The 23,595-nt window shown below is 33.5% G+C and carries 20 protein-coding genes; 11 read left to right on the top strand and 9 right to left on the bottom strand.

Features of this window, described 5'->3' with window-relative positions; genetic code table 11:
• Positions 1–21: 21 nt before the first annotated feature.
• The 3 genes from OO775_RS02785 to OO775_RS02775 all read right to left on the bottom strand — a co-directional run bounded on the left by OO775_RS02785 (position 22) and on the right by OO775_RS02775 (position 2,235).
• On the bottom strand, positions 22–195 hold the full coding sequence (locus tag OO775_RS02785; RefSeq protein WP_264845486.1) for a LamG domain-containing protein: 174 nt from the start codon (positions 193–195) through the stop codon (positions 22–24).
• A 57-nt stretch (positions 196–252) separates the two neighbouring features.
• Positions 253–834, bottom strand: coding sequence for a glycoside hydrolase family 16 protein (locus OO775_RS02780; RefSeq protein ID WP_264845485.1), 582 nt, complete (start codon positions 832–834; stop codon positions 253–255).
• 219 nt (positions 835–1,053) lie between these two features.
• Complete coding sequence (locus OO775_RS02775) at positions 1,054–2,235, bottom strand: sigma-54-dependent transcriptional regulator (RefSeq protein WP_264845484.1); 1,182 nt, start codon at positions 2,233–2,235, stop codon at positions 1,054–1,056.
• Positions 2,236–2,411: 176 nt separating this feature from the next.
• On the opposite strand from OO775_RS02775, the gene OO775_RS02770 reads away from it, so the two are divergent.
• The 8 genes from OO775_RS02770 (at position 2,412) to OO775_RS02735 (ending at position 12,149) form a co-directional block, all read left to right on the top strand.
• Entirely contained in the window at positions 2,412–4,988 is a 2,577-nt protein-coding gene (locus OO775_RS02770) for an ATP-dependent Clp protease ATP-binding subunit (RefSeq protein ID WP_264845483.1), read from the top strand.
• Between the two features lie 146 nt (positions 4,989–5,134).
• Positions 5,135–7,231 (top strand): polyphosphate kinase 1, encoded by a 2,097-nt coding sequence (ppk1, locus tag OO775_RS02765; protein WP_373874543.1) that lies wholly within the window; start codon positions 5,135–5,137, stop codon positions 7,229–7,231.
• A gap of 4 nt (positions 7,232–7,235) precedes the next feature.
• On the top strand, positions 7,236–8,129 hold the full coding sequence (locus tag OO775_RS02760) for a Ppx/GppA phosphatase family protein (RefSeq protein ID WP_264845481.1): 894 nt from the start codon (positions 7,236–7,238) through the stop codon (positions 8,127–8,129).
• A gap of 25 nt (positions 8,130–8,154) precedes the next feature.
• Positions 8,155–9,330: a porin gene (locus tag OO775_RS02755; RefSeq protein WP_264845480.1), complete on the top strand. Its 1,176-nt coding sequence runs from the start codon at positions 8,155–8,157 to the stop codon at positions 9,328–9,330.
• 3 nt (positions 9,331–9,333) lie between these two features.
• The gene (gene menA / locus OO775_RS02750; RefSeq protein WP_264845479.1) at positions 9,334–10,236 is read left to right on the top strand and encodes a 1,4-dihydroxy-2-naphthoate octaprenyltransferase; all 903 of its coding nucleotides are present in this window, start codon (positions 9,334–9,336) and stop codon (positions 10,234–10,236) included.
• 83 nt (positions 10,237–10,319) lie between these two features.
• Positions 10,320–10,868: a bifunctional pyr operon transcriptional regulator/uracil phosphoribosyltransferase PyrR gene (gene pyrR / locus OO775_RS02745; RefSeq protein WP_264845478.1), complete on the top strand. Its 549-nt coding sequence runs from the start codon at positions 10,320–10,322 to the stop codon at positions 10,866–10,868.
• Positions 10,869–10,882: 14 nt separating this feature from the next.
• Positions 10,883–11,812, top strand: coding sequence for an aspartate carbamoyltransferase catalytic subunit (locus OO775_RS02740; RefSeq protein ID WP_264845477.1), 930 nt, complete (start codon positions 10,883–10,885; stop codon positions 11,810–11,812).
• Positions 11,813–11,816: 4 nt separating this feature from the next.
• Positions 11,817–12,149 (top strand): ribonuclease Z, encoded by a 333-nt coding sequence (locus OO775_RS02735; protein WP_264845476.1) that lies wholly within the window; start codon positions 11,817–11,819, stop codon positions 12,147–12,149.
• A 30-nt stretch (positions 12,150–12,179) separates the two neighbouring features.
• On the opposite strand, the gene OO775_RS02730 is transcribed toward OO775_RS02735, so the two are convergent.
• The 5 genes from OO775_RS02730 to OO775_RS02710 form a co-directional block, all read right to left on the bottom strand.
• Positions 12,180–13,901, bottom strand: a complete 1,722-nt coding sequence (locus tag OO775_RS02730) for a M23 family metallopeptidase (protein ID WP_264845475.1) — start codon at positions 13,899–13,901, stop codon at positions 12,180–12,182.
• A gap of 27 nt (positions 13,902–13,928) precedes the next feature.
• Entirely contained in the window at positions 13,929–14,612 is a 684-nt protein-coding gene (locus OO775_RS02725; RefSeq protein ID WP_264845474.1) for a cell division ATP-binding protein FtsE, read from the bottom strand.
• 78 nt (positions 14,613–14,690) lie between these two features.
• Positions 14,691–15,152, bottom strand: a complete 462-nt coding sequence (locus OO775_RS02720; RefSeq protein ID WP_264845473.1) for a copper resistance protein CopD — start codon at positions 15,150–15,152, stop codon at positions 14,691–14,693.
• An 11-nt stretch (positions 15,153–15,163) separates the two neighbouring features.
• Complete coding sequence (locus tag OO775_RS02715; RefSeq protein ID WP_264845472.1) at positions 15,164–16,243, bottom strand: mannose-1-phosphate guanylyltransferase; 1,080 nt, start codon at positions 16,241–16,243, stop codon at positions 15,164–15,166.
• A gap of 5 nt (positions 16,244–16,248) precedes the next feature.
• Complete coding sequence (locus tag OO775_RS02710; RefSeq protein WP_264845471.1) at positions 16,249–16,860, bottom strand: SprT-like domain-containing protein; 612 nt, start codon at positions 16,858–16,860, stop codon at positions 16,249–16,251.
• Positions 16,861–17,915: 1,055 nt separating this feature from the next.
• Between OO775_RS02710 and OO775_RS02705 the strand changes: the two genes are divergently transcribed.
• The 3 genes from OO775_RS02705 to OO775_RS02695 all read left to right on the top strand — a co-directional run bounded on the left by OO775_RS02705 (position 17,916) and on the right by OO775_RS02695 (position 21,383).
• Positions 17,916–18,431: an isoprenylcysteine carboxyl methyltransferase family protein gene (locus tag OO775_RS02705; protein ID WP_264845470.1), complete on the top strand. Its 516-nt coding sequence runs from the start codon at positions 17,916–17,918 to the stop codon at positions 18,429–18,431.
• A 191-nt stretch (positions 18,432–18,622) separates the two neighbouring features.
• Positions 18,623–18,913, top strand: a complete 291-nt coding sequence (locus OO775_RS02700; RefSeq protein WP_264845469.1) for a carboxypeptidase-like regulatory domain-containing protein — start codon at positions 18,623–18,625, stop codon at positions 18,911–18,913.
• A gap of 13 nt (positions 18,914–18,926) precedes the next feature.
• Entirely contained in the window at positions 18,927–21,383 is a 2,457-nt protein-coding gene (locus OO775_RS02695; RefSeq protein ID WP_264845468.1) for a TonB-dependent receptor, read from the top strand.
• Between the two features lie 116 nt (positions 21,384–21,499).
• Here OO775_RS02695 and OO775_RS02690 read toward each other — a convergent pair whose 3' ends face one another.
• On the bottom strand, positions 21,500–23,491 hold the full coding sequence (locus OO775_RS02690) for a family 20 glycosylhydrolase (RefSeq protein ID WP_264845467.1): 1,992 nt from the start codon (positions 23,489–23,491) through the stop codon (positions 21,500–21,502).
• Positions 23,492–23,595 lie beyond the last annotated feature (104 nt).

The following is a 23,595-nucleotide window of genomic DNA, read 5'->3' as shown; positions in this document are numbered from 1 at the left end:
AGTATTGCTCTTATACTTGTTTTATTTCCAAACCTTTACCCAATCTACCAACATCTTTCCATTGTCAGGCTGACTTCCTTTCTTAATCCCTGTACTTAATACAACATACATTAGTTCATCTGTAATGATGTCATTTTTGAAATTTGGTCCTGGTTCTCCATCAATATACATTTGCAAAAAGCCTTTTTTTCGCATTAAGCCATAAGTATGCCACTGACCAGCGTAATCAACATTTTGAACGCCATACCATCTCTATTGCATCTGTTGATGCTCACCAGAGTTATCGCTCCAATGATAATTAAAATGCGGTTTGTATAATCCATCAGGTGTATCATCAGGTGTTAGCTCTGCAATATCAATTTCTGGGGGCCAATGGTCATCAACCGGTAAAGGAAGAAGCCAGAATGCAGGAGTTAATCCAGAATATTTTGAAAACCAGATGCGAGCCTCAATATATCCGTAAGAAAAGTGGAGCCCTTTGCCACTATGCGCCACCCCTGCACTATACGGATAGGTGGTATTACCAATCGTGATGGGTTTCTTCTCCCAGTTCAATATCAGATTTCCATCTTTCACTGACACCTGATTTTTATCAAATCCATTATCATCAATAGCTGAATTATAAGGAGCACCATACGTGTGTACTAATCCACGGTGAGGTGTCCATATTTCCTCATTAAGAGCTGTTCCATCAAAGTCATCTATAAAGACTAATTGTAAATCATAGTCAGGTAAAGGTGATTGGGGTTGGCTATCATTATCGCTTGAACAGCCCATCAAAGAGAGCGTTAATAATAGCATACCAACACTTGAAAAATATTTCTTTCTTAACATTTTTGTATTTTTTAAATAATTGTACTTATCGAACTTAATTGTCTGTATATGAGTTATTTTGACTTTTTTAAAACAAACAAAGAATTTATATTTTTATGGTGCAAAAAAGTGAAAGATAAAAAAAGTTTTTTTGCTAAATTCTTTGGAAAATAAATAAATTTTTATCCATAAACTTGCTATGCAAAAGAGTGAGCGAGCGCTCACTCTTTTTTATTTTTCTTAATTTTTTCCAGCAAAAATTTTTACGTCATCTTCGGATATTTCCTTACCTCCTAAGATAATTAGGCGTTCGACCACATTGCGAAGTTCACGTATATTTCCCGTCCAGTTTAGTTGTTGGAGTAATTTTATTGCTTTGGGCTGAAATTTCTTTACAGCGGTATTTTGTTCTTGAGCGATGGTTTCAGTAAAATATTGTATTAGTAACGGAATATCATCGCGACGCTCGTTCAGAGCAGGTACTTGCAGTAATATAACAGCTAATCTGTGGTACAAATCTTCTCGAAAGCGCCCTTCAGCTATTTCTTTTTTAAGGTCTTTGTTGGTAGCGGCAATCACGCGAACATCGACTTTTATGTCTTTATCACTACCGACCCGAGTAATTCGATTCTCTTGTAAAGCTCTCAGTACTTTGGCTTGAGCAGAGAGACTCATATCTCCAATTTCATCTAAGAAAATAGTTCCTTTATTAGCTGCTTCAAATTTCCCTTCTCGATCTTTGATGGCAGATGTAAAAGCTCCTTTTACGTGTCCAAATAGTTCACTTTCAATCAATTCTGACGGAATAGCAGCACAATTTACTTCAATCATAGGGGCGGAGGCTCGTTCGCTGTTTTGATGTAAAGCGTGTGCCACCAATTCTTTCCCTGTTCCGTTAGGACCTGTAATAAGCACGCGTGCATCGGTTTGTGATACTTTTTCAATCATCGCTTTAATCTTGCGAATAGCTTCACTTTCTCCAATCATTTGAACAGATTGTGAAGTTTTTTTCTTAGAGGCTTTAATTTCTGTTGATTTTGTAGAAATAGATTGTGTTTTAATATTTAATGCGTTACGAACCGTATTGAGTAGACGATTCAGGTCAGGTGGTTTAGAAATATAATCGAAAGCACCGAGTTTCATAGCTTGTACGGCAGTATCTAAGTCACCGTGTCCCGAAATCATAACAATAACCGATTCAGGTTTTATTTCTTTAGCTTCTAAGAGTACTTCCATGCCATCTTTTTTTGGCATTTTTATGTCACAAAGAATCAAATTAAAATCCTCTTTTTTCAAAATTTCTAAACCTTCTTCACCATCTTTTGCTTCTGAAATAATATAATTTTCATCTTCCTCAGAGAGAATTTTGGTAAGAACTCTGCGAATAGCCGCCTCGTCTTCTATGATTAGTATTTTTGACATTGTAGTTAATTTTTCGCTCCAAATATACGATTATTTTTTTAATTGGTAACAAATTCTTAAAAAACAATTAGAAAGATTTTACTGCCTGACAAAAAGACAGATTAAAAAAGATGGTATATTTTTTGTTTTTTTGGAAAAAAAGTTTAATTTAGCCGAAAATTTTAGGAGGAATATAAATGGATGATAATTTTTCACCAAGAGTTAAAAATATAATTGCTTATAGTAAAGAAGAAGCAGTACGTCTTAGCCATACTATGGTAGGCACAGAACACTTGATTCTGGGGCTACTCAGAGCAGGAGAAGGTAAAGCAATGCTTATTCTGCAAGCGCTACAAATAGATATCACCACACTCAAACGTAAGATTGAAATATTAGCTATTTCAGTCAATGTTACTTCACCTAAGCAGCAAATGGATACTGCTAAGAACTCAATTCATCTTACTCGACAAGCTGAGCGTGCATTGAATACAACTTTTTTGGAAAAGAAATTTTTCCACGACCAAATGATAAGCTCTGCCCACTTGCTTTTGTGTATTTTGCGCAATGATAATGACCCTACTACACGATTACTGAGTCAGTTACAGATTACCTATGAACGTGTAAAAGAGCAATTATTACTGATGAATGATATTGATAAAAAGCAAGATAAGCAGCAGTATACAGAAGTTTATGATGAGCTAATAGATGATTCAGAAGAAAATGAAAATTTGTTAGAAAACACTGACAATTTGTCACATCCACCTTTGCCTAAATCCATATCTAATAAAAAAACAAATACTCCTGTGTTAGACAATTTCGGAAAAGACTTGACCGAAATGGCTTTGCAAGGGAAGTTAGACCCTGTTATCGGGCGTGACAAAGAAATTGAGCGTGTTTCACAAATATTAAGTCGTCGTAAAAAGAATAATCCGCTACTTATCGGTGAACCCGGTGTTGGAAAAAGTGCCATTGCTGAAGGACTTGCACTACGCATTATTCAAAAGAAAGTATCAAGAGTACTTTTTAACAAACGTGTAGTAACCCTCGAATTGGCTTCGCTTGTAGCAGGAACAAAATATCGTGGGCAGTTTGAAGAACGAATGAAGGCTGTTATGAACGAATTGGAACGCAATAGTGATATTATTCTTTTTATTGATGAAATACATACAATTATCGGAGCAGGAGGAGCATCGGGTAGTTTAGATGCTTCTAATATGTTCAAACCAGCATTGGCTCGTGGTGAGATACAATGTATTGGGGCAACAACACTCAATGAATATCGTCAATCTATCGAAAAAGATGGAGCATTGGAAAGACGTTTCCAGAAAGTACTTGTAGAACCAACTTCTGTTGGAGAAACTATCGAAATTCTTAATAACATTAAAGAAACATACGAAAATCATCATAATGTAAAATACACACCCGAAGCCATAGAAGCGTGTGTGAGACTCACCAATCGGTACATAACAGACCGATTTCTTCCAGACAAAGCACTTGATGCCTTAGATGAAGCAGGTTCTCGAGCATATATTACTCATATTAAAGTACCAGAAAAGGTGTTACAATTAGAAGCTGAACTTGAAAATATACAAAACCTGAAAAATAAATCAGTTATTGAAGGTAAATATGAAGAAGCGGCTATGCATCGAGATAAAGAACGAAAAATCAATGATGAATTAGTACTTGAAAAAAAGAATTGGGATAAAGAATCACGTAAAAACAAACATGTAGTTACAGACGAAGATGTTGCCAATATTGTGTCTATGATGAGTGGGGTTCCTGTAACGCGTATTGCACAAACCGAAATGAACAAATTAGCTCAATTAGATGAAATTATAAAAGGAAAAGTAATAGGGCAAGACCAAGCAATTACCAAGATAATTAAAGCAATTAAACGAAACAGAACAGGGCTTAAAGACCCCGATAAGCCGATAGGTTCTTTTATTTTTATTGGACAAACGGGAGTTGGAAAAACACAACTTGCCAAGATTTTGGCTCAGGAACTTTTCGATTCGCAAGATGCTATTATTCGTATTGATATGAGTGAATATATGGAAAAATTTGCCACATCACGACTCATTGGTGCGCCTCCAGGATATGTTGGTTATGAAGAAGGTGGGCAATTGACAGAACGTGTGCGTAGAAAACCTTATTCAGTTGTCTTGTTAGATGAGATAGAAAAAGCTCACCCCGATGTATTTAATATGCTTTTGCAAGTACTCGATGATGGCTTCTTGACAGATAGTTTGGGAAGAAAAGTAGATTTTCGTAACACAATTATTATTATGACTTCTAACGTGGGAGCTCGGCAAGTGAAAGATTTTGGAAAAGGTATTGGATTTGGAACTTCTGCAAAAGAAAGTCAAGCAGAAAGTAATGAAAAATCAATCGTAGAGAATGCTCTTAAAAAAGTTTTTGCCCCCGAATTTTTGAACCGAATAGATGATATTATTATGTTTAATTCACTTGATAAAGAGCATATTTTCCAGATTATTTCTATCGAAATAGAAAAATTATATGCTCGTATCAAAGATTTGGGTTATACGCTGATCCTTACCGACAAAGCCAAAGAATTTTTGGCAGAAAAAGGTTTTGATAAACAATATGGAGCACGTCCTCTTAAAAGAGCTATTCAGCGTTATGTTGAAGATGAGTTAGCTGAGAAAATAGTTTCATCTGATATTAACGAAGGCGATGTGATTTCCGTAGATTACAAAGAAGGGGAAGAAAATTTGTTCATATCAAATGCTAAATTGGCGTCTTTAACGTTATAATTTTTATTCAAAAATAAAAAATTTGGGTATTATCTAATCGTAAAAAAGAGTTTATTTTTGAAATATTTTTAGCCTATAGGGAAATAAAATTGTTTGAAAAAATGTATTTTAACCCCTAAATTTAAACAGAGTCAATCATTATGAAAATAAAAAAACGTAATAAATACATTAACCGAGAGCTTAGTTGGCTTAAATTTAACGAACGTGTATTACAAGAGGCTGATGATAACTCTGTTCCGCTTATTGAAAGGTTACGTTTTTTGGGTATTTTTTCAAATAATTTAGACGAATTTTTTAAAGTCAGATATGCAACTATCAAACGTATTGCCGACTCAGGACAAGGAGGTAAAAAAGCTTTAGGTGTTGATGCCAACGAACTTTTGGAAGAAATTACTAACGAAGTGATTCGTTTGCAAAAAAAAAGTTTGGAGATTTTAAACGCTATTCGTGAACATTTAAAAAAAGAAAATATTTTTATCATTAACGAAAAGGAAATTCTTCCTGAACAAATTCCTTTTGTGAAAGAATATTTTTTTAATAAAATAAGTCCAGCTTTATTTACAATTATTTTAAATGACATTGATGCTTTATCAACACTCAAAGATGATGTAGCATATTTGGCAGTGAAAATGATTCTTCGTCAGGAAGAAAAAACCGAAGGAGTAAGACGATTTTTCTCTTCGGTGGCGTATAAAGAAAAAGTGCAATATGCCCTTATAGAATTACCCAAAACCGACCGATTTATAGAATTACCAAGTATTAACAATAAGAATTATATTATTTTGATTGATGATGTAATTCGATTTTGTTTACCTAAAATTTTCTCTATTTTTGATTACGAATCTATTTCAGCAAATATGATAAAAATTACCCGTGATGCTGAATTAGATATTGATACAGATTTGAGCAAAAGTTTTATCGAAAAAATATCAAGTAGTGTGGCAGGTAGGAGAGAAGGACAGCCCGTTCGATTTGTTTATGATGCTGAAATAGAGAAAGATACTCTCGATTTTCTGATGTACAAAATGGATATTCACTCCAACGATAGTATCATTCCTGGAGGAAGGTATCACAATCGTCGCGATTATATGAGTTTCCCAAGTTTGGGAAGAAAAGACCTTCAATATCAACCACAAACCTCTTTACCTGTTGATGGATTTTCTATCGAAGGAAGTATTTTGAGACAGATAGCCGAGCGTGATTATTTACAATTTGCACCTTATCACTCATTTTCATACGTTATTCGTTTCCTTAGAGAAGCAGCTCTTGACCCCAAGGTAAAGTCTATTAAAATAACCATATATCGATTAGCTAAAAATTCGCAAGTAGCCAATTCACTTATCAATGCAGTGAAAAATGGTAAAAAAGTAACAGTTCAAATAGAACTTCAAGCACGTTTTGATGAAACAGCTAATATAGAATATGCTGAACAATTCCAACGCGAAGGCGTACGACTCGTTTTTGGTATTCGAGGGCTGAAAGTACATAGTAAAATATGTGTAATAGAACGAGAAGAAGGAGGAGAAATAAAACGCTATGGATTTATCAGTACGGGTAACTTTAACGAATCAACAGCCAAAATATATACCGATTATACACTTTTTACAGCCAATCAGAAAATACTTAAAGAAGTTAACCGTGTATTCGATTTCTTTGATACACCCTATCGAATACATCGATACAATCATTTGTTGGTGTCGCCTCATTATACCAAAAAAACATTTATTAAACTTATTGATAAAGAAATTGCTTTTGCCAAAGCAGGCAAAGAAGCTTTTTTGAAACTGAAAATGAATGGTCTTACCAGTTACGAAATGGTCGATAAACTGTATGAAGCCAGTAGAGCAGGAGTGAAGATTCAAATGATTGTTCGTGGTGTGTGTTGTCTAATTCCCAATGTAGATGGAATGAGTGAAAATATTGAAGTTATTAGCATTGTTGATAAATTCTTAGAGCACCCGCGTTTGTATATTTTTGGCAATGGCAGAAATCCTAAATATTATATTTCTTCTGCTGATTGGATGACTCGCAATTTGGATAATCGTGTGGAGGTTTCTTGCCCAATTTATGACAAAAATATACAAAAAGAACTTTGGGATACCTTCGAAATAGGTTGGAAAGATAATGTAAAAGCTCGTATTATTTCCGAAAAACAAGATAATGCGTATCGAGTAAGTCAAGGAGAAAATATTCGTTCGCAAGAAGAAATTTACAAATATTATTTACAAAAAATGAATAAATAAATTTATGAAAATCCGAAAATTGGCAGGAATAGACATTGGGTCAAATGGAGTTAGACTACTTATAAGTAATGTTTTAGAAGAAGAAGGAGAATCACCTATTTTTGCAAAAAGTAGCTTAGTGCGTGTTCCTATTCGTTTAGGAGCAGATGTCTTTACAGATGGAGAAATTTCTGCTGAAAATCAACAACGATTATGTGATGCAATGCAAGCCTATCATCTACTTATGAAAATAAATAAAGTAGAGCAATTTCGAGCCTGTGCTACATCAGCAATGCGTGAGGCAAAAAATGGGCAAACTATTGTTAAAAAAATTGCCCAAAAAACAGGAATAACAATTGATATTATTGATGGAGCCGAAGAGGCTTCTATTATAGCAACAACCGATTTGCATAAAGTTATTAAACCGAACAAAAATTATATTTATATAGATGTTGGGGGAGGTAGTACCGAATTTACTATCTATTCGAATGGGAAAACAATAGCCTCTAAGTCTTTTCCGATTGGTACGGTGCGACTTTTGAACGATATGGTTAATGCCAAAACATGGAAAGATGTAGAAAATTGGATAAAACTCTATACAGATAATCTCAAAGAAATAGAAGCAGTTGGTTCAGGCGGAAACATCAATAGAATATTCAAAGATTCTGGACGAAAAAAAGGCAATCCACTGACTTTGAAATACATGAAAGATTACTTAAAATATGTGTCTTCATATAGCTATGATGAACGTGTGCGTGAGTTGGAACTTAATCCTGATCGTGCAGATGTTATTACTTATGCTACTCGTATTTATATCAACGCCATGAAGTGGTCGAGAGCCAAGCATATTCTCGTACCTCGTGTTGGTTTATCAGACGGAATTGTTCGTAAAATTTATACTTCATTACAGAAAAAATAATATCTTTGTACAAATTCTTTTAAGTATGAAAAAAGTATTTAGTTATCTATTGTTAATGGTTTCAATAATTGGTTTTTCACAAGAAGAACAACTCAATTGGAAACAATTAGAATCTTTACCTTATTATGATTTTAAGAAAGGAATTGGAATTACAACTCCTGATAGTTTGTATCAAGTACAGATGCGTTTTCGTATGCAAAATCGATTTGAAGGAGACTTGACAAATGATAATCAAGTGAAATATAGTACCGAGATACGTAGATTACGTCTGCGTTTTGATGGATATGTAGTTAATCCAAAGTTTGCCTATACGCTCCAATTATCTTTTTCCCCTGGTGATGTAGGAGGAAGTAATGTGAATATTATCCGTGATGCAATGGTATATTACCGCCCCGATAAGCATTGGAGTTTAGGGTTTGGACAAACCAAACTACCGGGAAATCGTCAACGGGTCAATTCGTCAGGAGCTTTACAACTAACCGATCGTTCTATTAGCAACGCTACTTTCAATATTGATAGAGATTTTGGAATTTTTGTTTCCTATCAGAATACACAATCATTTGGTTACAATGTAAAAACAGCTATCACTTCTGGTCAAGGGCGCAATTTTACAGGAGAAGATAAAGGTTTAGCTTACACGGGGAGAATTGAACTTTTTCCTTTTGGACGATTTAAAAAAGGAGGTGAATTCTTCGAAGGAGACTTAAAACGTGAAGAAGCCCCCAAACTATACATCGGTTCTACTTATCATTTTAATAATAGAGCAACCAAAACACAAGGACAACGAGGTGATAAATTACTCGAAGAGCGTGATTTACATTCGTTCTTTGCTGATGCTGTACTCAAATATAATGGTTGGGCATTGATGAGTTCTTATATGCAACGAACTACTTCTAATCCAATAACTTCTGATGGGGTAAATAATGTCTATGTACAGGCAGGTTATGGATTTGATGCACAAGCTAGTTATGTTTTTACTAATCAATGGGAAATAGCAGGAAGATATTCGTGTCAAGTTCCACAAAGTGAACTTCTTACATTTATCCCTAAGCAGAATGAATTAGCCTTAGGCATTACCAAATATATATGGGAACATACTTTCAAAGCTCAATTAGAAGTGGCTCGAAATGAGAAAATATTCTTAGTGGGAGCATCAACAGATGATTGGTACTTACGTTTTCAGATTGAAATAGGTATTTAGCGTATGATTACATTCAAGAGTTTGTATGCCTCTGCTCGCCTGCGATCGTTGCCTTTGTCTGTTTCAGGAATTCTGATAGGCAGTGCAATGGCGTACTGCAACGGAGCTTTCCGTATTGATATTTTTCTTTTAGCACTTTTAACTACAATTTGTTTTCAACTTCTTTCAGATTTTGCTAACGATTACGGTGATAGTCAAAAAGGAACCGATAATCAAGCAAGATTAGGTCCCAAAAGGGCTATTCAGTCGGGAGCAATGACCCTCTCCGAGATGAAAAAAATAATTGGTGTAACGATGATAATTTCGTTACTCTCAGCAATTATTCTAATTTATATAGCCTTTGGGAGGGAAAATATAATATATTCATTATCTTTTTTTGTTTTGACTATTATGGCTATTATGGCAGCAATAAAATATACAATAGGGAGAAATGCTTATGGATACAAGGGATTAGGCGATATTTTTGTTTTTATTTTTTTCGGATTGATTAGTGTTGCAGGAAGTTATTTCCTTTATACCCATCAACTTCAATGGAAAGTTTTGTTACCTGCTTCTGCTATCGGAATGCTTTGTATGGCAGTTCTGAACCTTAATAATATGCGCGATATTGACAATGACCGAGCAATGAATAAACGCACTATTCCCGTTATTCTAGGGAAAGAATTGGCACGTTATTATCACTATATACTTGTTTTGTTACCAATGCTTTTGCTAATGGCTTATTCATTACTTACATTGCAATTGGGAATGAAAACAATATACATTATTGCTTTTATACCTCTTATTTTTCATTTGATATATGTGAAAAAACATATCAATCCACAAGAACTTGATAGTCAGCTTAAAGTTGTGGCTCTTTCGACTTTTTTGATATCAATTTTATTTTTTGTTGGAATGTTTTTTTAAAGATATTTATGCTTTGTAATTTTGAATTATGCTAAATATCTAATTAAAAATTTGTATTTTTACGCTCTCAAATTAGTTGAAAAATGGAAAAAAAAATATTACTTTCAGCACAAGAGATAGATGTAATACTCAATCGGTTAGCTTGTCAACTTATTGAAAATCATTTGGACTTTTCACAAACAGTCCTTATTGGGATACAACCACGAGGCACATATTTGGCACAACGTTTAGTCAAAATACTTTCTGAAAAATATCAGATTAACTATATTGCATTAGGTTTGTTAGATATTACTTTCTTCCGAGATGATTTCCGTCGAAATGAAAAACCACTTGTTGCCAACACCACACAGATTGATTTCGTTGTCGAAAACAAAAAAGTAGTTTTCATTGATGATGTATTATATACAGGACGCAGTATTCGAGCAGCTTTAACAGCAATTCAATCGTTTGGACGACCTCAATCAGTTGAATTGCTCACATTTATAGATCGCCGTTTCAGCAGACACTTACCTATACAGCCCGATTATAGCGGACGCCAAGTAGATGCTTTCAACAATGAGCGTGTTGTGGTACATTGGAAAGAAAAAGATAATGAAGATATTGTATATTTGCTAAATAACCAAAATATATAAAAAACTTTAAAACTATGAGTGAGCTAAGTGTTAATCATCTATTGGGAATTAAGTATTTGACAGAAAAAGATATTGAACTTATTTTTGAAACGGCAGATCAGTTCAAAGAAGTTATCAATCGACCTATCAAAAAAGTTCCATCGCTTCGTGATATTACGATTGCGAATTTGTTTTTTGAAAATTCGACACGAACGAGACTTTCATTTGAACTTGCTGAAAAACGACTTTCTGCTGATGTTATCAATTTTTCTGCTGCACAATCTTCTGTTAAGAAAGGCGAAACACTCATTGATACGGTTAATAATATTCTAGCAATGAAAGTAGATATGCTAGTTATGAGACATCCTAATCCAGGAGCTTGTGTCTTTTTATCAAAACACATCAATGCTTCAATTATCAATGCAGGAGATGGGGCGCACGAACACCCTACACAGGCATTGCTTGATTCGTATTCAATTCGTGAAAAATTAGGTTCTGTAACTGGAAAAAAAGTGGTTATAGTAGGAGATATTTTACACTCACGTGTAGCACTTTCTAATATTTTTGCACTACAACTCCAAGGAGCAGAAGTTCGTGTATGCGGACCTAAAACGCTCATTCCTAAATATATAGAATCGATAGGAGTAAAAGTAGAAACTAATTTGGAAAAAGCACTCCAATGGTGCGATGTTGCTAATATGCTTCGTATCCAAAACGAACGTTTAGACGTGAGTTATTTTCCTTCAACTCGAGAATATGTGCAACAATATGGGCTTACACAAAACATTTTGAACAAGCTAAATAAAGAGATTATTATTATGCACCCAGGTCCCATTAATCGAGGTGTTGAAATTACTTCAGAAGTAGCTGATGGAAAGCACTCTATTATTCTTAATCAGGTTGAAAATGGAGTTGCAATTCGTATGGCTGTAATTTATTTATTAGCTTCAAAGATTAAAGTTTAATTTTATGAAAAAATCAGAAGAAAAAAACGCCGTTATTATTCGTTTTACTCAAAAAGAACCTGTGGAGAATTATCTTCAACGAGTAATTCATGACCCATCTTTACTAAACCATAATTTGGTTGTTGATTTGTCTTATGATGATGGTATTGCTTTGTCTGATATTCTCAAATTTACACCTATTTCAGAAGATTTTTCTGCAAAAAAACAATCATTTGTTTTGATAGCTCCTCAATTTTCATACGAAGAATTACCCGAAGAATTACGTATTGCTCCCACACTTCAAGAGGCTTTGGATATTATAGAATTAGAAGATATAGAGCGAGATTTAGGATTTTAATGTTTTTTGAAAATAACTCCTAATAAAAATTTATAACACGAGTGGAATTGTTACGGAATTTTCGTTTCCTACATTGTCTTTAACAACAAGTCTGAAAATCAATTCCTTATCGATAAATGTCATATCTGACATATCGAAAGTAAGCATTTTTTCTTTGGGTTCGTATTCCATTAGTATCCACTTGCCGTTGATGGTTGGCGTGTATTGATCTATTCCACTGAAATTATCATTTATTTTCACTTTCAAGTAAGCCAACTTACTTACATTGTTTTTTACTGAAGAAAAATTGACTGGTAAAATAGTTGGAGCAATCGAATCTTTAACAAGGACAAAATCACCCAATGACTTGGTTCTTGTCGAAAAAGTATTTCCTTTACGTACTGTACTGAGAGGAGCAAGTCGTTTATTTTTTGGATTTACAGAAGCTATCAAAACTTGCGAAAGTTCATTTTCTTTAAATTTCCCTTGATTTTCAATAGTTAAGTTATAATATTTCCGCAAAGGAACATCGTTAGGAAATACTTTTAGTGTATCGCTTTGTGTTTTTACATCTATATATAGATTTTCATAAAATGTTTGTTGAGGAAAAAACACATTTCCGTTATCAGTTTTGTAATAATTATCGCGCAAAGCCACAAGTAATGTTCCTTTTGGTTCAGGTAATGGCTCTGTAATAGGTTGTTTTTTACCTTCAATAGGAATTTGTATCTGGGTTGTATTTTTATTGAAATCTTCAAGTGTGATAACGACATTGTAAGTGAATCCTTCTTGAATATCAATCATTCCATTGCTATTTGTAGGCGAATAGAGAGATAATTTATTACTATCTTTTTTGTACATTAGCTGTATGCGCGATGAATTTTTGAAATACAAAGCGTAATCAATCAGTGTATTGATATAATTATCTTCGGCAAAATTCATTTCATCAAAAACATAACTTAATATAAATGAGCCATTTACGGAAATAGTTGCTTTGTAAATTCCGTAAATATTATTGGTAAAATTCTTTTTATCAATGGTTTGTACGCCTAATCCTATCAATCCGTCAGCATATATTTTATCAGCAACAAATTGATTGTTTCCTTGTTTGGTAAAAGGAATTTGTACAGGAAATTGTGAGCCGTTAATTGCCGACTGGTCATTTAAACTATATCCGTACAAACGATACAAAATAGGGGCTATCTGGTCAGTAATTTCATAACCAAAATGTCGTGGATTGATAGATTTTTGTGTTTTAGTATCACGAATTTCAAAGTGTAGATGTGGGGCAACGCTTCCTCCTGTATTTCCACTCAAAGCTATCAAATCGCCCTTTTTGATAGAAAAATCAGTAGCTTGTGGAAATAGTTCTACTTCATATTTTTGCTTTTGATATTGGTGTCGTTTTACATAAGCTTCTATTTCAGGAGAAAATTTCTGCAAATGAGCATAGACACTCGTATATCCGTTAGGATGTTCAATGTATATGACCTTTCCGTAACCTCGTGTACTTACTTTGATACGAGAAACAACTCCATCAGCAATAGAATAGATACGAACTCCTTGTCCACCTTGTGTTTTGATATCAATACCTGCGTGAAAGTGATTGGGACGCAATTCTCCGAAATTCCCCGCCAAAAGCAAAGGAATATCAACAGGTAATCCGAAATAATTTTTAGGATAGTTCTTTTGAGCATTTATACTCCAACAAAGTAGGCAAAAGACTAAAAAATAAAGTTTTTTTTCAAATATTTGTTTGTAATATTGCAACATAATTATCTTAAAATCAGTTTTTTATGATTAAATACTACGTTGTACTACTTCAAAAATACGTCCGTTATCGCATTTGAGTGTTTTGGCAGGAAATTTCAAAATAAGTGCGTAATCGTGGGTAGCCATCAGTATTGTCCGCCCCGAATCATTGATTTCTCGCAGTACTTTCATAATTTCAACACTGGTTTCAGGATCTAGATTTCCTGTAGGTTCATCGGCAAGTATCAGTTCTGGGTCGTTTAAGAGTGCGCGAGCTATGGCTACCCTTTGCTGCTCACCTCCAGATAGTTGATGTGGAAATTTAAAATTTTTAGTTTGCATTTTCACCTTGGTAAGCACACGATTGATGCGTTCGTCTATTGTTTTTTTGTCTGTCCAACCAGTGGCTTTTAGTACAAAAGACAAATTTTCATAAACGTTTCTATCGGGGAGCAATTTAAAATCTTGAAAAACAATACCTATTCTGCGCCGAAGATAAGGAATATCGCGCTCACGGAGTTTTGTTAAGTCAAAATCAACAACCTTTCCTTGTCCTTTTAACAGTGCTAAATCTCCATATAACAGTTTAAGTAAAGAACTTTTTCCTGTTCCTGTTTTTCCTATCAGATAGATAAATTCTCCTTTTTCTATGGTTAAATCAACCTCGCTTAGCACCAAATTTTTTTTCTGGAAAATAGATACATCAAAGAGTTGTACTACGTTTTTTATCATTAGTATAATATTTACATTTGCAAAAATAATTCTTTTCTACAAATATGAAGTATTTTTTTTATTTAAAATCAAATTCTTTTATAAAGAAAAGCCTCCATAGCGTGCAAAACTTCCTAAAATCAGTAGTATGACTCCAATAAGCGTAACGCTAATGATATGAAAAGCCATTTCTGGAAGTTTTTTCAAATTACCTTTAGCCAATTTAGGAAGGACACGTGTTTGAGCACTGATAGCAAAACTCATCGAAAGAAGCAATCCGATAAGTTTTAATGAAACTATGGTTTCGAGCGGATTAGAAAACGAAAACCAAGCATTGTATTTTATGTTAAAATCATAAGTCATCAGAAATCCTGTTGTTACAAGTAACAGTAGAGAAGGCATTCCGATAGGTTCATAGATTTTTTCAAAACGTTGAATGTATCCAAAGTCGTTGTTTTTAAGAGCTTTAGGTAAGAAACCTATTGCTAAAACTAAGTGTCCTCCTACCCAAATAGTTGCGCTAAGTAGATGAATAATAAGATAAATATGATGTAAATTCATTGTTCAATATTTTAAGAAAACTCATTACCAAATTTTTCTTTTACTTCACTCAGAAGTTCTTTGATTTCTTGCTCCTTACTTTTTGGAAAAATCATCAGTACAGAAGGTTTATCAACTACAATATAATCTTCCAAACCATCAACAATTACCATTTTTTTGGAATCGGTACGGACAATATTATTGCTTGAATTCTTAAAAAGAACTTGGGCATTGACAACCGCATTTTTCATATCGTCTTTGGAAAGTTTTTCGTACAAAGACCCCCATGTGCCTAAGTCGTTCCAATCGAAATTGGCAGGAAAAACAACAATATTAGTAGAAGATTCCATTATTGCATAATCAATAGAAATATTTTCTGCTTTTGAGTAGTTTTCTGAGATAAAAATTGATTCTTGTGGTGCGTTGTAACTATTTTCGCCTTGTTCAAAAAGGAGATACATTTGTGGTTGATATTCTTTGAAAGCCTTTATAATACTCTGAATATTCCATACGAAAATCCCTGCATTCCACAAATAATTTCCTGCCTCAATAAATTGTTTTGCCTTGAAATAATTAGGTTTTTCGGTAAATTGAACGACTCGCTTAGCAGAATTTTGTGAAGTAGTATCATATTGAATATATCCATAACCTGTATTAGGAAAAGCAGGTGTAATACCAAGAGTCATCAGTACATCTTGCTTTTTGCAGATAGAAAAGCAATGTTCTATATCTCTTTGGAAAACAACTTCTTGCTCAATCCAATGGTCAGATGGAGCTACAATAACTACCGCATCTTTATTACGTTTAGCTATTTTCATTGAAGCATACAAAATGCAAGGTGCTGTATTGCGCATAGATGGTTCAAGAACAATATTTTCTTCTGAAATTTGCGGAATTTGCTCTTTGACCAAATTGTGATATGCTTTGTTGGTAAGTATCAAAATGTTATCTTCGGGGATAAACTGAGCTAATCGAGAATAGGTTTTTTGCAGAAGAGTTTGCCCTGCTCCTAACATATCATGAAATTGCTTAGGAAAAGCCCCTGTACTTACTGGCCAAAAACGACTTCCTACGCCTCCTGCCATTATTACTGCATAGTAATTAGATTTCATAATAATTATTTTTTAAAATTAGTCAATACTTCAACCATTGCGTGCGGTTGTACCACATAACTACGTCCTGAATACACTTCGGTACATTGATAGCGTTTTACTTTTTTTATTCCTTTTTGGAAAATTTTACCATCATTTGTACGAAAGTAACTACCTATGGGCAATTCAAAAACATAATTTTTCAATCGTTCTTGTTTGTCATATTTTTTCATTGCTAGGGACAATTTTACATCAATATCGCTACTTGCAGACGGATTTTTAAAATGTTGTGCTAACAAGGGAAGCAATGATGAAGGGAAAATTTCTGGTCGTAAAAAAGGTACCATCAAACAAGTAAATGTATGTTTCCATTCCCTTCCGTGAGGTTTTACTTCCTTTCCATACTTTAATATGGTTACTAAGTGAGCTATTTCGTGAATCAAAGTCATTAGAAAACGATACTTGTTAAGGCTTGCATTGATAGTTATTTTATGCTGACCACTTGGTAAACGCTGATAATCTCCGTGTCGAGTTTGTCGTTCATTGACAATTTTTAAGTATATTTCATAATTTTTGATGAGTTCAAAACAAGGAATTACAGCTTTCTCAGGTAAATATTTGGATAAAATTTGTTGCATAAATTATTGTTTTACACACCGAAATATTTAATGCAAAAGTATATAAATTATATTGTTTGACCAAATTTTTTTAAAATGAATACTTTTAAAAGATTGATTACTATTTGTTTATTATTCAATAGATATTTTTCAATAATTCCTAATTTTGGGGATATGGATAATTATTTTGGAAGTCAAACTTATAAGAAAAATATCATATTTCTTAAAAAATTAGTACCTTTGTCCCGAGATTTTCTGTTTTAAACAGGAGATTTTAAAATTCTTTTTTAGAAATTTAAGTGCAAATTATGATGCATAACAATTATAAAACTATTAACAAACTTCACATTTTTAGTTACTTTTTTGATTGGTATTTTTTCTTTTGACTTCGTACAATAGGAAAAAGCAAACAGAATATAATAATATTTGATGACTGATAATATAGATAGTTAAAGTTAACGAAAAAGATACTGCTTTGTTCAAAATAGAATCATCAAATGAAAAAAAGTTAGTGAATTTGAGAATTTATTACACTTATTGACGATGGAAAAGACGTTGTGAAAGTTTTCAAGCAGAAGTTTTTCATCATAAAAAGACTGGAAACTATATTTTTTATACTTTCTATAATCAAAAAATAAGTGGTTACAAAACTTGGGTAGCAAAAAGATTAAATACGTACTTTTTACTCGATATAATTGTAAAACTTTTGGATGAAGGAGTTGTATTGTTGAGTTTTGACAGACACAAAATTATCATTTCGGGAATTGATTTGAAAAAAGACTTAAACGAGATACATTTACTTTATCAATTTTGATAATAAGGTATCAAAATTATAAAAAATAAAATTGGAAACAAAAAAGTGCATTTGGGTAGACTGATATTAGGGTTTAACAGACACAAATTGATGACCTGTCAGGACGATCAAAGTCGATGGAAGTAGGAAACTGAATATATGTATTGAAGTAGTTTTCGATGAGAGGAAGGCTATCTTTTCTCAGTTTTTCTTGATATGGTAGAGAAATAAAATCTTTGTTTTTAGTAAAGAAATAAATTCATTATAAAAAATTAAAATCAAGATGCAAGAAGTAGTTATTTTATTTTGTTGTTTTTTTGCTTTGCGGCTAATTTCATTGGGTATTTCATTAAGAAATGAGAAACGCATCAAAGCTTTTGGGGGAGTGCAATACGGAAGAGTAAATTCAATATTGCTGACCCTTGCCCATATTGCGTTTTATTTTTTGTGTTTATTTGAAGCTATTCACAACGATAATTTGTCGCTGGATAGCACTTCCAAATGGGGCATAGTATTGCTTGTTTTTGCCTATGTGATGCTATTTTATGTCATCTACCAATTGCGAGAGGTTTGGACACTCAAAATATATATTCTTCCAGAGCATAAAATGAATAAATCCTTCTTATTCAAATGGATAAAGCATCCGAATTACTTTTTAAACATTTTGCCAGAACTTATAGGAATGGCTCTTTTGTGCAAGGCTTCTTTGACATTTTATGTATTATTTCCGATTTATTTAGTTATTTTAGCGGTGCGTATCCGTCAGGAAGAAAACGCTATGAAACATTTGTATAAATAAATCATTAAAACAATGAATTCCGTTAAAAGGAAACTTGTCTAATATTTTTTTAAGAAAATCTTTTACGAAAGACTCTTTTGTATCACTAAAATTAATGGATATTTTTTTGTTTATAATAGGGCTAACTAAGTGAAATATTATACAAACAAGATATACTATTATATTGAACATATTCAAGTAACTTTGCCATTATGAGAAAAATTATTTTTGTAACGATGTTTTTTTTGACATTGATTGTTTCTGCCCAGCAATTTACCATAACAGGCGAAGTATATGACAAAGAAACTCAAAAGCCTATTGAAGCGGCAACTGTCTTCTTAAAATCTGTAAAAGATTCTATGTTAGTGAATTACACAATTACAGATGCCAAAGGATTTTTCAATCTAAAAGGAAAAAACCGAGAGCAAGAAATGGATTTATTTATCACTCATGTGGGAAAAACATCTTTCAAAAAAAATTCAACATTCCAAAACTATTCTTAACTTAGGGAAAATAGTGTTAGAAACACAAGCACTTGAATTAGAAGGTGTAACAGTATCTTCTGAGGCTATTCCTATCACAATTAAGAAGGATACGTTGGAGTTCAATGCCGATGCCTTTAAGCTCAGACCCGATGCGACAATAGAAGAATTACTAAAAAACTTACCTGGTGTTGAGGTAGATACACAAGGAAATATTACCATAAACGGAATATCCGTAAATGAGATTTTAATAAATGGAAAACCTTTCTTCGATAATCCAAAAATTGCTACAAAAAATCTTACCAAAGATATTGTTAAAAAAATTCAAGTAAGTGACACCAAAACCAAAGAGCAAAAATTTACTAAGGAAGAAGGCGACCCTAACAATAAATCAATAAATATCATTTTGAAAGAAGATAAAAACAAAGGTTTTTTTGGTCGAACATCGGCAGGTTATGGAACAAAAGATCGCTATGAATTCAACGGATTTGGAAATTATTTTCAAGACAAAACCCGAGTTTCTGTATTAGGTAGCTCTAACAATATCAATACATTAGGTTTTGAATTTGACGAAATATTTGGAATGATGAGCAATGTGCAAAATTTTTCTGTATCAAGAAGAAGCGTTTCTATTGATGGAATGAATTTTGGAGGTAATGATGGGTTTAACAAATCGCACATAGGAGGAATTAATTACGTGGATGAATACAGCAAAAATATGGAAATAGATGCCAATTATTTTTATTCTCAAAACGATAACGAAAATTATTCACGAAATGACCGTGAAACTACGCTACCCAATCGTCACTATTTTTCAAGAAACGAACAGTGGAATGATTCGTGGAGCAATAAGCATTCTGCACGGGCTGATTTAGAGTACAAAATTGATTCGCTCACGCAGATTTCGGTGCATCCACAACTTTCTATAAATCGAGGAAACAACCATAACAGAAGTGAAGAAACTTCGTACGACAATCTTAAATCCATTGTAAATCAAAGCATTTCAAAAAGTTATTCGCAAAATTATGGAATGTTGTTCAACAATTGGGTGTCATTTAATCGACGATTTAAAGGCACAAAAGGCTCATGGGGAGTGACGTTGGGAAATAGTAACAGTCGTTCGGAAAAAGAACAAACACTTTACAACACGCGTGAAATTTTTGGAAATAATACTTCTTTGCAAGTGCGTAACCAACAGCAAGATACCGATAGCAAAAGTGATAATTATTATTTTCGGACAAATTTGCGCTATCCCCTATACAAAGATTTATTACTGAAAACCAGTTATAAATTTTCGAAAACTGATATAAAAAGTAACATAAATACCTATGATTCAGATATAAATGGAAATTATCTGAATTTTAATAATTTGTTGAGTTCTGATTTTCTAACGGAAAACACACAACATCAACCTGAAATTGGTTTAGAATGGAGAAGAGGAAAAATTCGTTTTAATGGTGAAGTGGGAGTCATTTACACTCGACTTGAAAATCAGGATTTTTTACGTAATTTAGCTTTAGATAAAACTTTTCGAAATCCGAATTTTAGGTTTCGGATGGGATATGAAATCAAAAAAGGAATTACTTTAAATTTTAATTACAATACTCATACTCGTGTGCCGAGCGTAAATCAATTGCAACCTATTGATAATGTGAATAATCCTTTGCATACATTTACTGGAAATCCAGATTTGAAACCTACATTTAGCAATACTTTCCGTATTGATTTTAACAATTACAATTGGGAAACACGATCGGGAATTTTTACTTCGTTAAGAGCTGATTTTCAGAAAGATAAAATCACTTCTGTAACACTTACTAACAATGATCTGACACGAAAAACTACCTACACTAATATTGATGATGATTTTTCGATAGATGGAGGTGCATATTTTAACAAATCATATAAAGTAGAGAAAAACAAAATAGGGTATCGGTTAGGTACTTGGGGGAATATCAATAAAAATAATTTATTCAGTAATGGAACTCGTTATGCGATAACTCATTATAACATAGCTCCTTCTGTAGGATTGGAATATAATTATGATGAAAAAATAGATTTGAATTTGGTATATCATCCTACTTTTAGTAAAGCAAAATACAATTTAGATGTTTTTGAAAATCAGAGTTATACCCAACAACAAACTTCATTTAGAATTACTATTTATGTTCCTAAAAATGTAATTTTTGGTAACGATATTGAATTTTCGTATTTGCCATACATAAGCGATGGTTTTAGAAAAACATACTTTTATTGGAATATGAGTTTAGGTTACAAATTTTTGGATGAAAAAGCCACTTTGCAACTCAAAGCTTTCGATTTGCTTAATCAAACAGTAGACACTTGGCGAACTATCACTCAAGATTACGTACAAGATTCACAAAAATTGATACTTAAACAATACTATATGATTAGTTTTTCATACAAAATCAATAAAGTTGGCGACAAAAGAAATCATAATCGAAAAGGTAGTATACGTGTTGTTCGGTAAAGATATTGAAAAACAATATTGATTATTAAAAATGAAATTTTTACGAACAAAATATTATTTTATACTCTAATTTTAAGTAAATAGTATGTTCATTTTTGATAAAAGAATGAAATTATTTAATTCGTAGTGTCAAATTTTAATCCTTCCACCTCAGTTTTTCCGTCCAAACTCACAAAAGCAAAGTTAAAATGCCACTTTACCAAACGCACTTCGAGGGTAGAAAATTTTCCGACTGGGAGCTTTATCAGCACTTTGTTCCAACCTTTATTGAGTGTTACGGCAATCGGTGGGCGGACTTCAAAATTCTCATTGGTCAGCGGTGTTTCTTCGGATTTTTCCGTATGGGAAGACTTCCAAACGGGCGGTTGTATTTCTGTATCGTTTATCCAAATGCGACTTTCTTTGTAATCCCACTTTCCTTGTGGTGGAGGCAAATCCTTCTCGGAACGACTGTAATTCTGCGTACTTGCCCAAAGCCCAACAGTCTGCTTTTTAGGAGAATACACATACGTATAGGCATACGCTGTATGGTTTGGTTGCGGATTGTCATATAACGATTTGACGATATTTCCCCACACGTGCCGCAAATAGATCCCCGCCCCGATAGTTTTTTGCGTGTTATACGTTTTACCATTATATATATAGGTGTCGGCGAAGGATTTTTCGGGCGGAAAAGATTTTGTTAAATCACCCTCATTTGGGAAAGGTTCAGTGATGGTCCATTGCATATCGGTTTGCTTTACGTAAGCGAATGGTAAGTTATTAAAATTCTGTTTTTTATGCCATAACATTCGGTGCTCAAAATCAGCAAAAGCGACGAAATTAGGGTCGGTTTTAGAAGATAAAATCGTGCCTTTTCCGTCAAAATATTCTGTGCCACCGCCCAGCCACGAACGTTCCGCCAATGCGAGTAATGCTGGGTAGAAATTATTCTGAATGATAATCTCTTGCTCATCAGGAATATATCGGTCGTGCCACACCGCTACGATGCTTCCTGCGTGGTCGTTACTTCCTTCAGAAACATTCAAAATTCGACTGTTATACAACGCTATCACATCGCCAAAAGCATCAAAATGATTGATATAATGCAAACGACTATCAATAGCAGAAATTCCCTTTTGAGCTTTCCCGCGATAGCTCCAAAGCTGCGTCATATCGATTTCTCCTTCCTTGTAATGCCACCCTGGATTCCACGAAATTACTTTTTTGCCCCGTTCGCGAATAAATTGCCCCATTTCGGAAACAAAATTCGGGTTGGTAAATTCTACTTCGTCCGTTCCGATGTGAAAATAAGGCACATCGAAGTAAGGTAACATTTCCTCCAAAAGTTCTTTCAAAATCTGCGTTCCTTCTGCAGATTGCATATCGTATTTGAATGCTTTTCGGAATGCTAAACTATGTCCTGGCATATCTATTTCAGGAATGAGCATCACGTTATGCTGTTTGCAAAACTCGACCAATTCTTTGACTTGGTTCAAGGTGTAAAATTGTGCGTGTGAGCGTTCATAACTTGACGCTTCGTTCAATATTGGGTACTTTTTGCTTTCCAATCGCCACCCTTGATTTTCCGTCAGATGCCAATGAAAAACATTGATTTTATATTGAGAAAGTATTGCAATTTCTTTTTTTAGTTCGTCCAAAGAGATAAACGTACGCCCCACATCTTGCATAAATCCGCGAATGCGAAAAGCCGGATAATCCACAATGGTACAACCTTCAAAAGTGGTTTTCTTACCTTGTTTTACAGCCAATTGACGCAAAGTTTGCATTGCCCAGTATACGCCTTTTTCGGTAATTGCTTTGATATGTACTTTGTTTTTGGAAACGGACAAAGTGTAGGCTTCCTCCTTATTTAGTCGTGCCTGTGGAATATCTGCAACAAACTCAACTTCAATGCGTTGTTTTGCCTTATCGGAAATAGCTCCTCCCATTTCGGCGATAAAATTCTCCCATTGCATTTGTAACACGGGCGTAAGGAGTTGTACCTTTCGCAAAGAAAAATGCTCACCATTGGCCTCAACTTGCTGTGGCTTAGGAAGTAAATTATCAATTCCTGCATAAGAAAACGAAGTGAATAAAAAAAATAAATATAGAAAAAATAGTTTCATTAAAAAGGGAATTATTTTTTTACGTAAAATTTTAATAATAAAGGGGAATTTTTTTAATAATAAAGGGGAATTTCAAAATAATTCCCCTTCTGAAAAATATGAAA

Source organism: Capnocytophaga catalasegens, assembly GCF_026005215.1.
Classification (GTDB): domain Bacteria; phylum Bacteroidota; class Bacteroidia; order Flavobacteriales; family Flavobacteriaceae; genus Capnocytophaga; species Capnocytophaga catalasegens.
Note: the sequence above shows the minus strand (reverse complement) of the source record. Positions and strands in the feature narration are given on the sequence as shown.

Bases quoted from the DNA above. Each gene is read 5' to 3' on its own strand.
- OO775_RS02780 (WP_264845485.1), bottom strand. From the start codon at position 834: ATGTTAAGAAAGAAATATTTTTCAAGTGTTGGTATGCTATTATTAACG.
- OO775_RS02770 (WP_264845483.1), top strand. From the start codon at position 2,412: ATGGATGATAATTTTTCACCAAGAGTTAAAAATATAATTGCTTATAGT.
- OO775_RS02740 (WP_264845477.1), top strand. From the start codon at position 10,883: ATGAGTGAGCTAAGTGTTAATCATCTATTGGGAATTAAGTATTTGACA.
- OO775_RS02725 (WP_264845474.1), bottom strand. From the start codon at position 14,612: ATGATAAAAAACGTAGTACAACTCTTTGATGTATCTATTTTCCAGAAA.
- OO775_RS02775 (WP_264845484.1), bottom strand. From the start codon at position 2,235: ATGTCAAAAATACTAATCATAGAAGACGAGGCGGCTATTCGCAGAGTT.
- pyrR (WP_264845478.1), top strand. From the start codon at position 10,320: ATGGAAAAAAAAATATTACTTTCAGCACAAGAGATAGATGTAATACTC.
- menA (WP_264845479.1), top strand. From the start codon at position 9,334: ATGATTACATTCAAGAGTTTGTATGCCTCTGCTCGCCTGCGATCGTTG.
- OO775_RS02700 (WP_264845469.1), top strand. From the start codon at position 18,623: ATGAGAAAAATTATTTTTGTAACGATGTTTTTTTTGACATTGATTGTT.
- OO775_RS02715 (WP_264845472.1), bottom strand. From the start codon at position 16,243: ATGAAATCTAATTACTATGCAGTAATAATGGCAGGAGGCGTAGGAAGT.
- OO775_RS02785 (WP_264845486.1), bottom strand. From the start codon at position 195: ATGCGAAAAAAAGGCTTTTTGCAAATGTATATTGATGGAGAACCAGGA.
- OO775_RS02735 (WP_264845476.1), top strand. From the start codon at position 11,817: ATGAAAAAATCAGAAGAAAAAAACGCCGTTATTATTCGTTTTACTCAA.
- OO775_RS02755 (WP_264845480.1), top strand. From the start codon at position 8,155: ATGAAAAAAGTATTTAGTTATCTATTGTTAATGGTTTCAATAATTGGT.
- OO775_RS02760 (WP_264845481.1), top strand. From the start codon at position 7,236: ATGAAAATCCGAAAATTGGCAGGAATAGACATTGGGTCAAATGGAGTT.
- OO775_RS02720 (WP_264845473.1), bottom strand. From the start codon at position 15,152: ATGAATTTACATCATATTTATCTTATTATTCATCTACTTAGCGCAACT.
- OO775_RS02730 (WP_264845475.1), bottom strand. From the start codon at position 13,901: ATGTTGCAATATTACAAACAAATATTTGAAAAAAAACTTTATTTTTTA.
- OO775_RS02710 (WP_264845471.1), bottom strand. From the start codon at position 16,860: ATGCAACAAATTTTATCCAAATATTTACCTGAGAAAGCTGTAATTCCT.
- OO775_RS02705 (WP_264845470.1), top strand. From the start codon at position 17,916: ATGCAAGAAGTAGTTATTTTATTTTGTTGTTTTTTTGCTTTGCGGCTA.
- OO775_RS02690 (WP_264845467.1), bottom strand. From the start codon at position 23,491: ATGAAACTATTTTTTCTATATTTATTTTTTTTATTCACTTCGTTTTCT.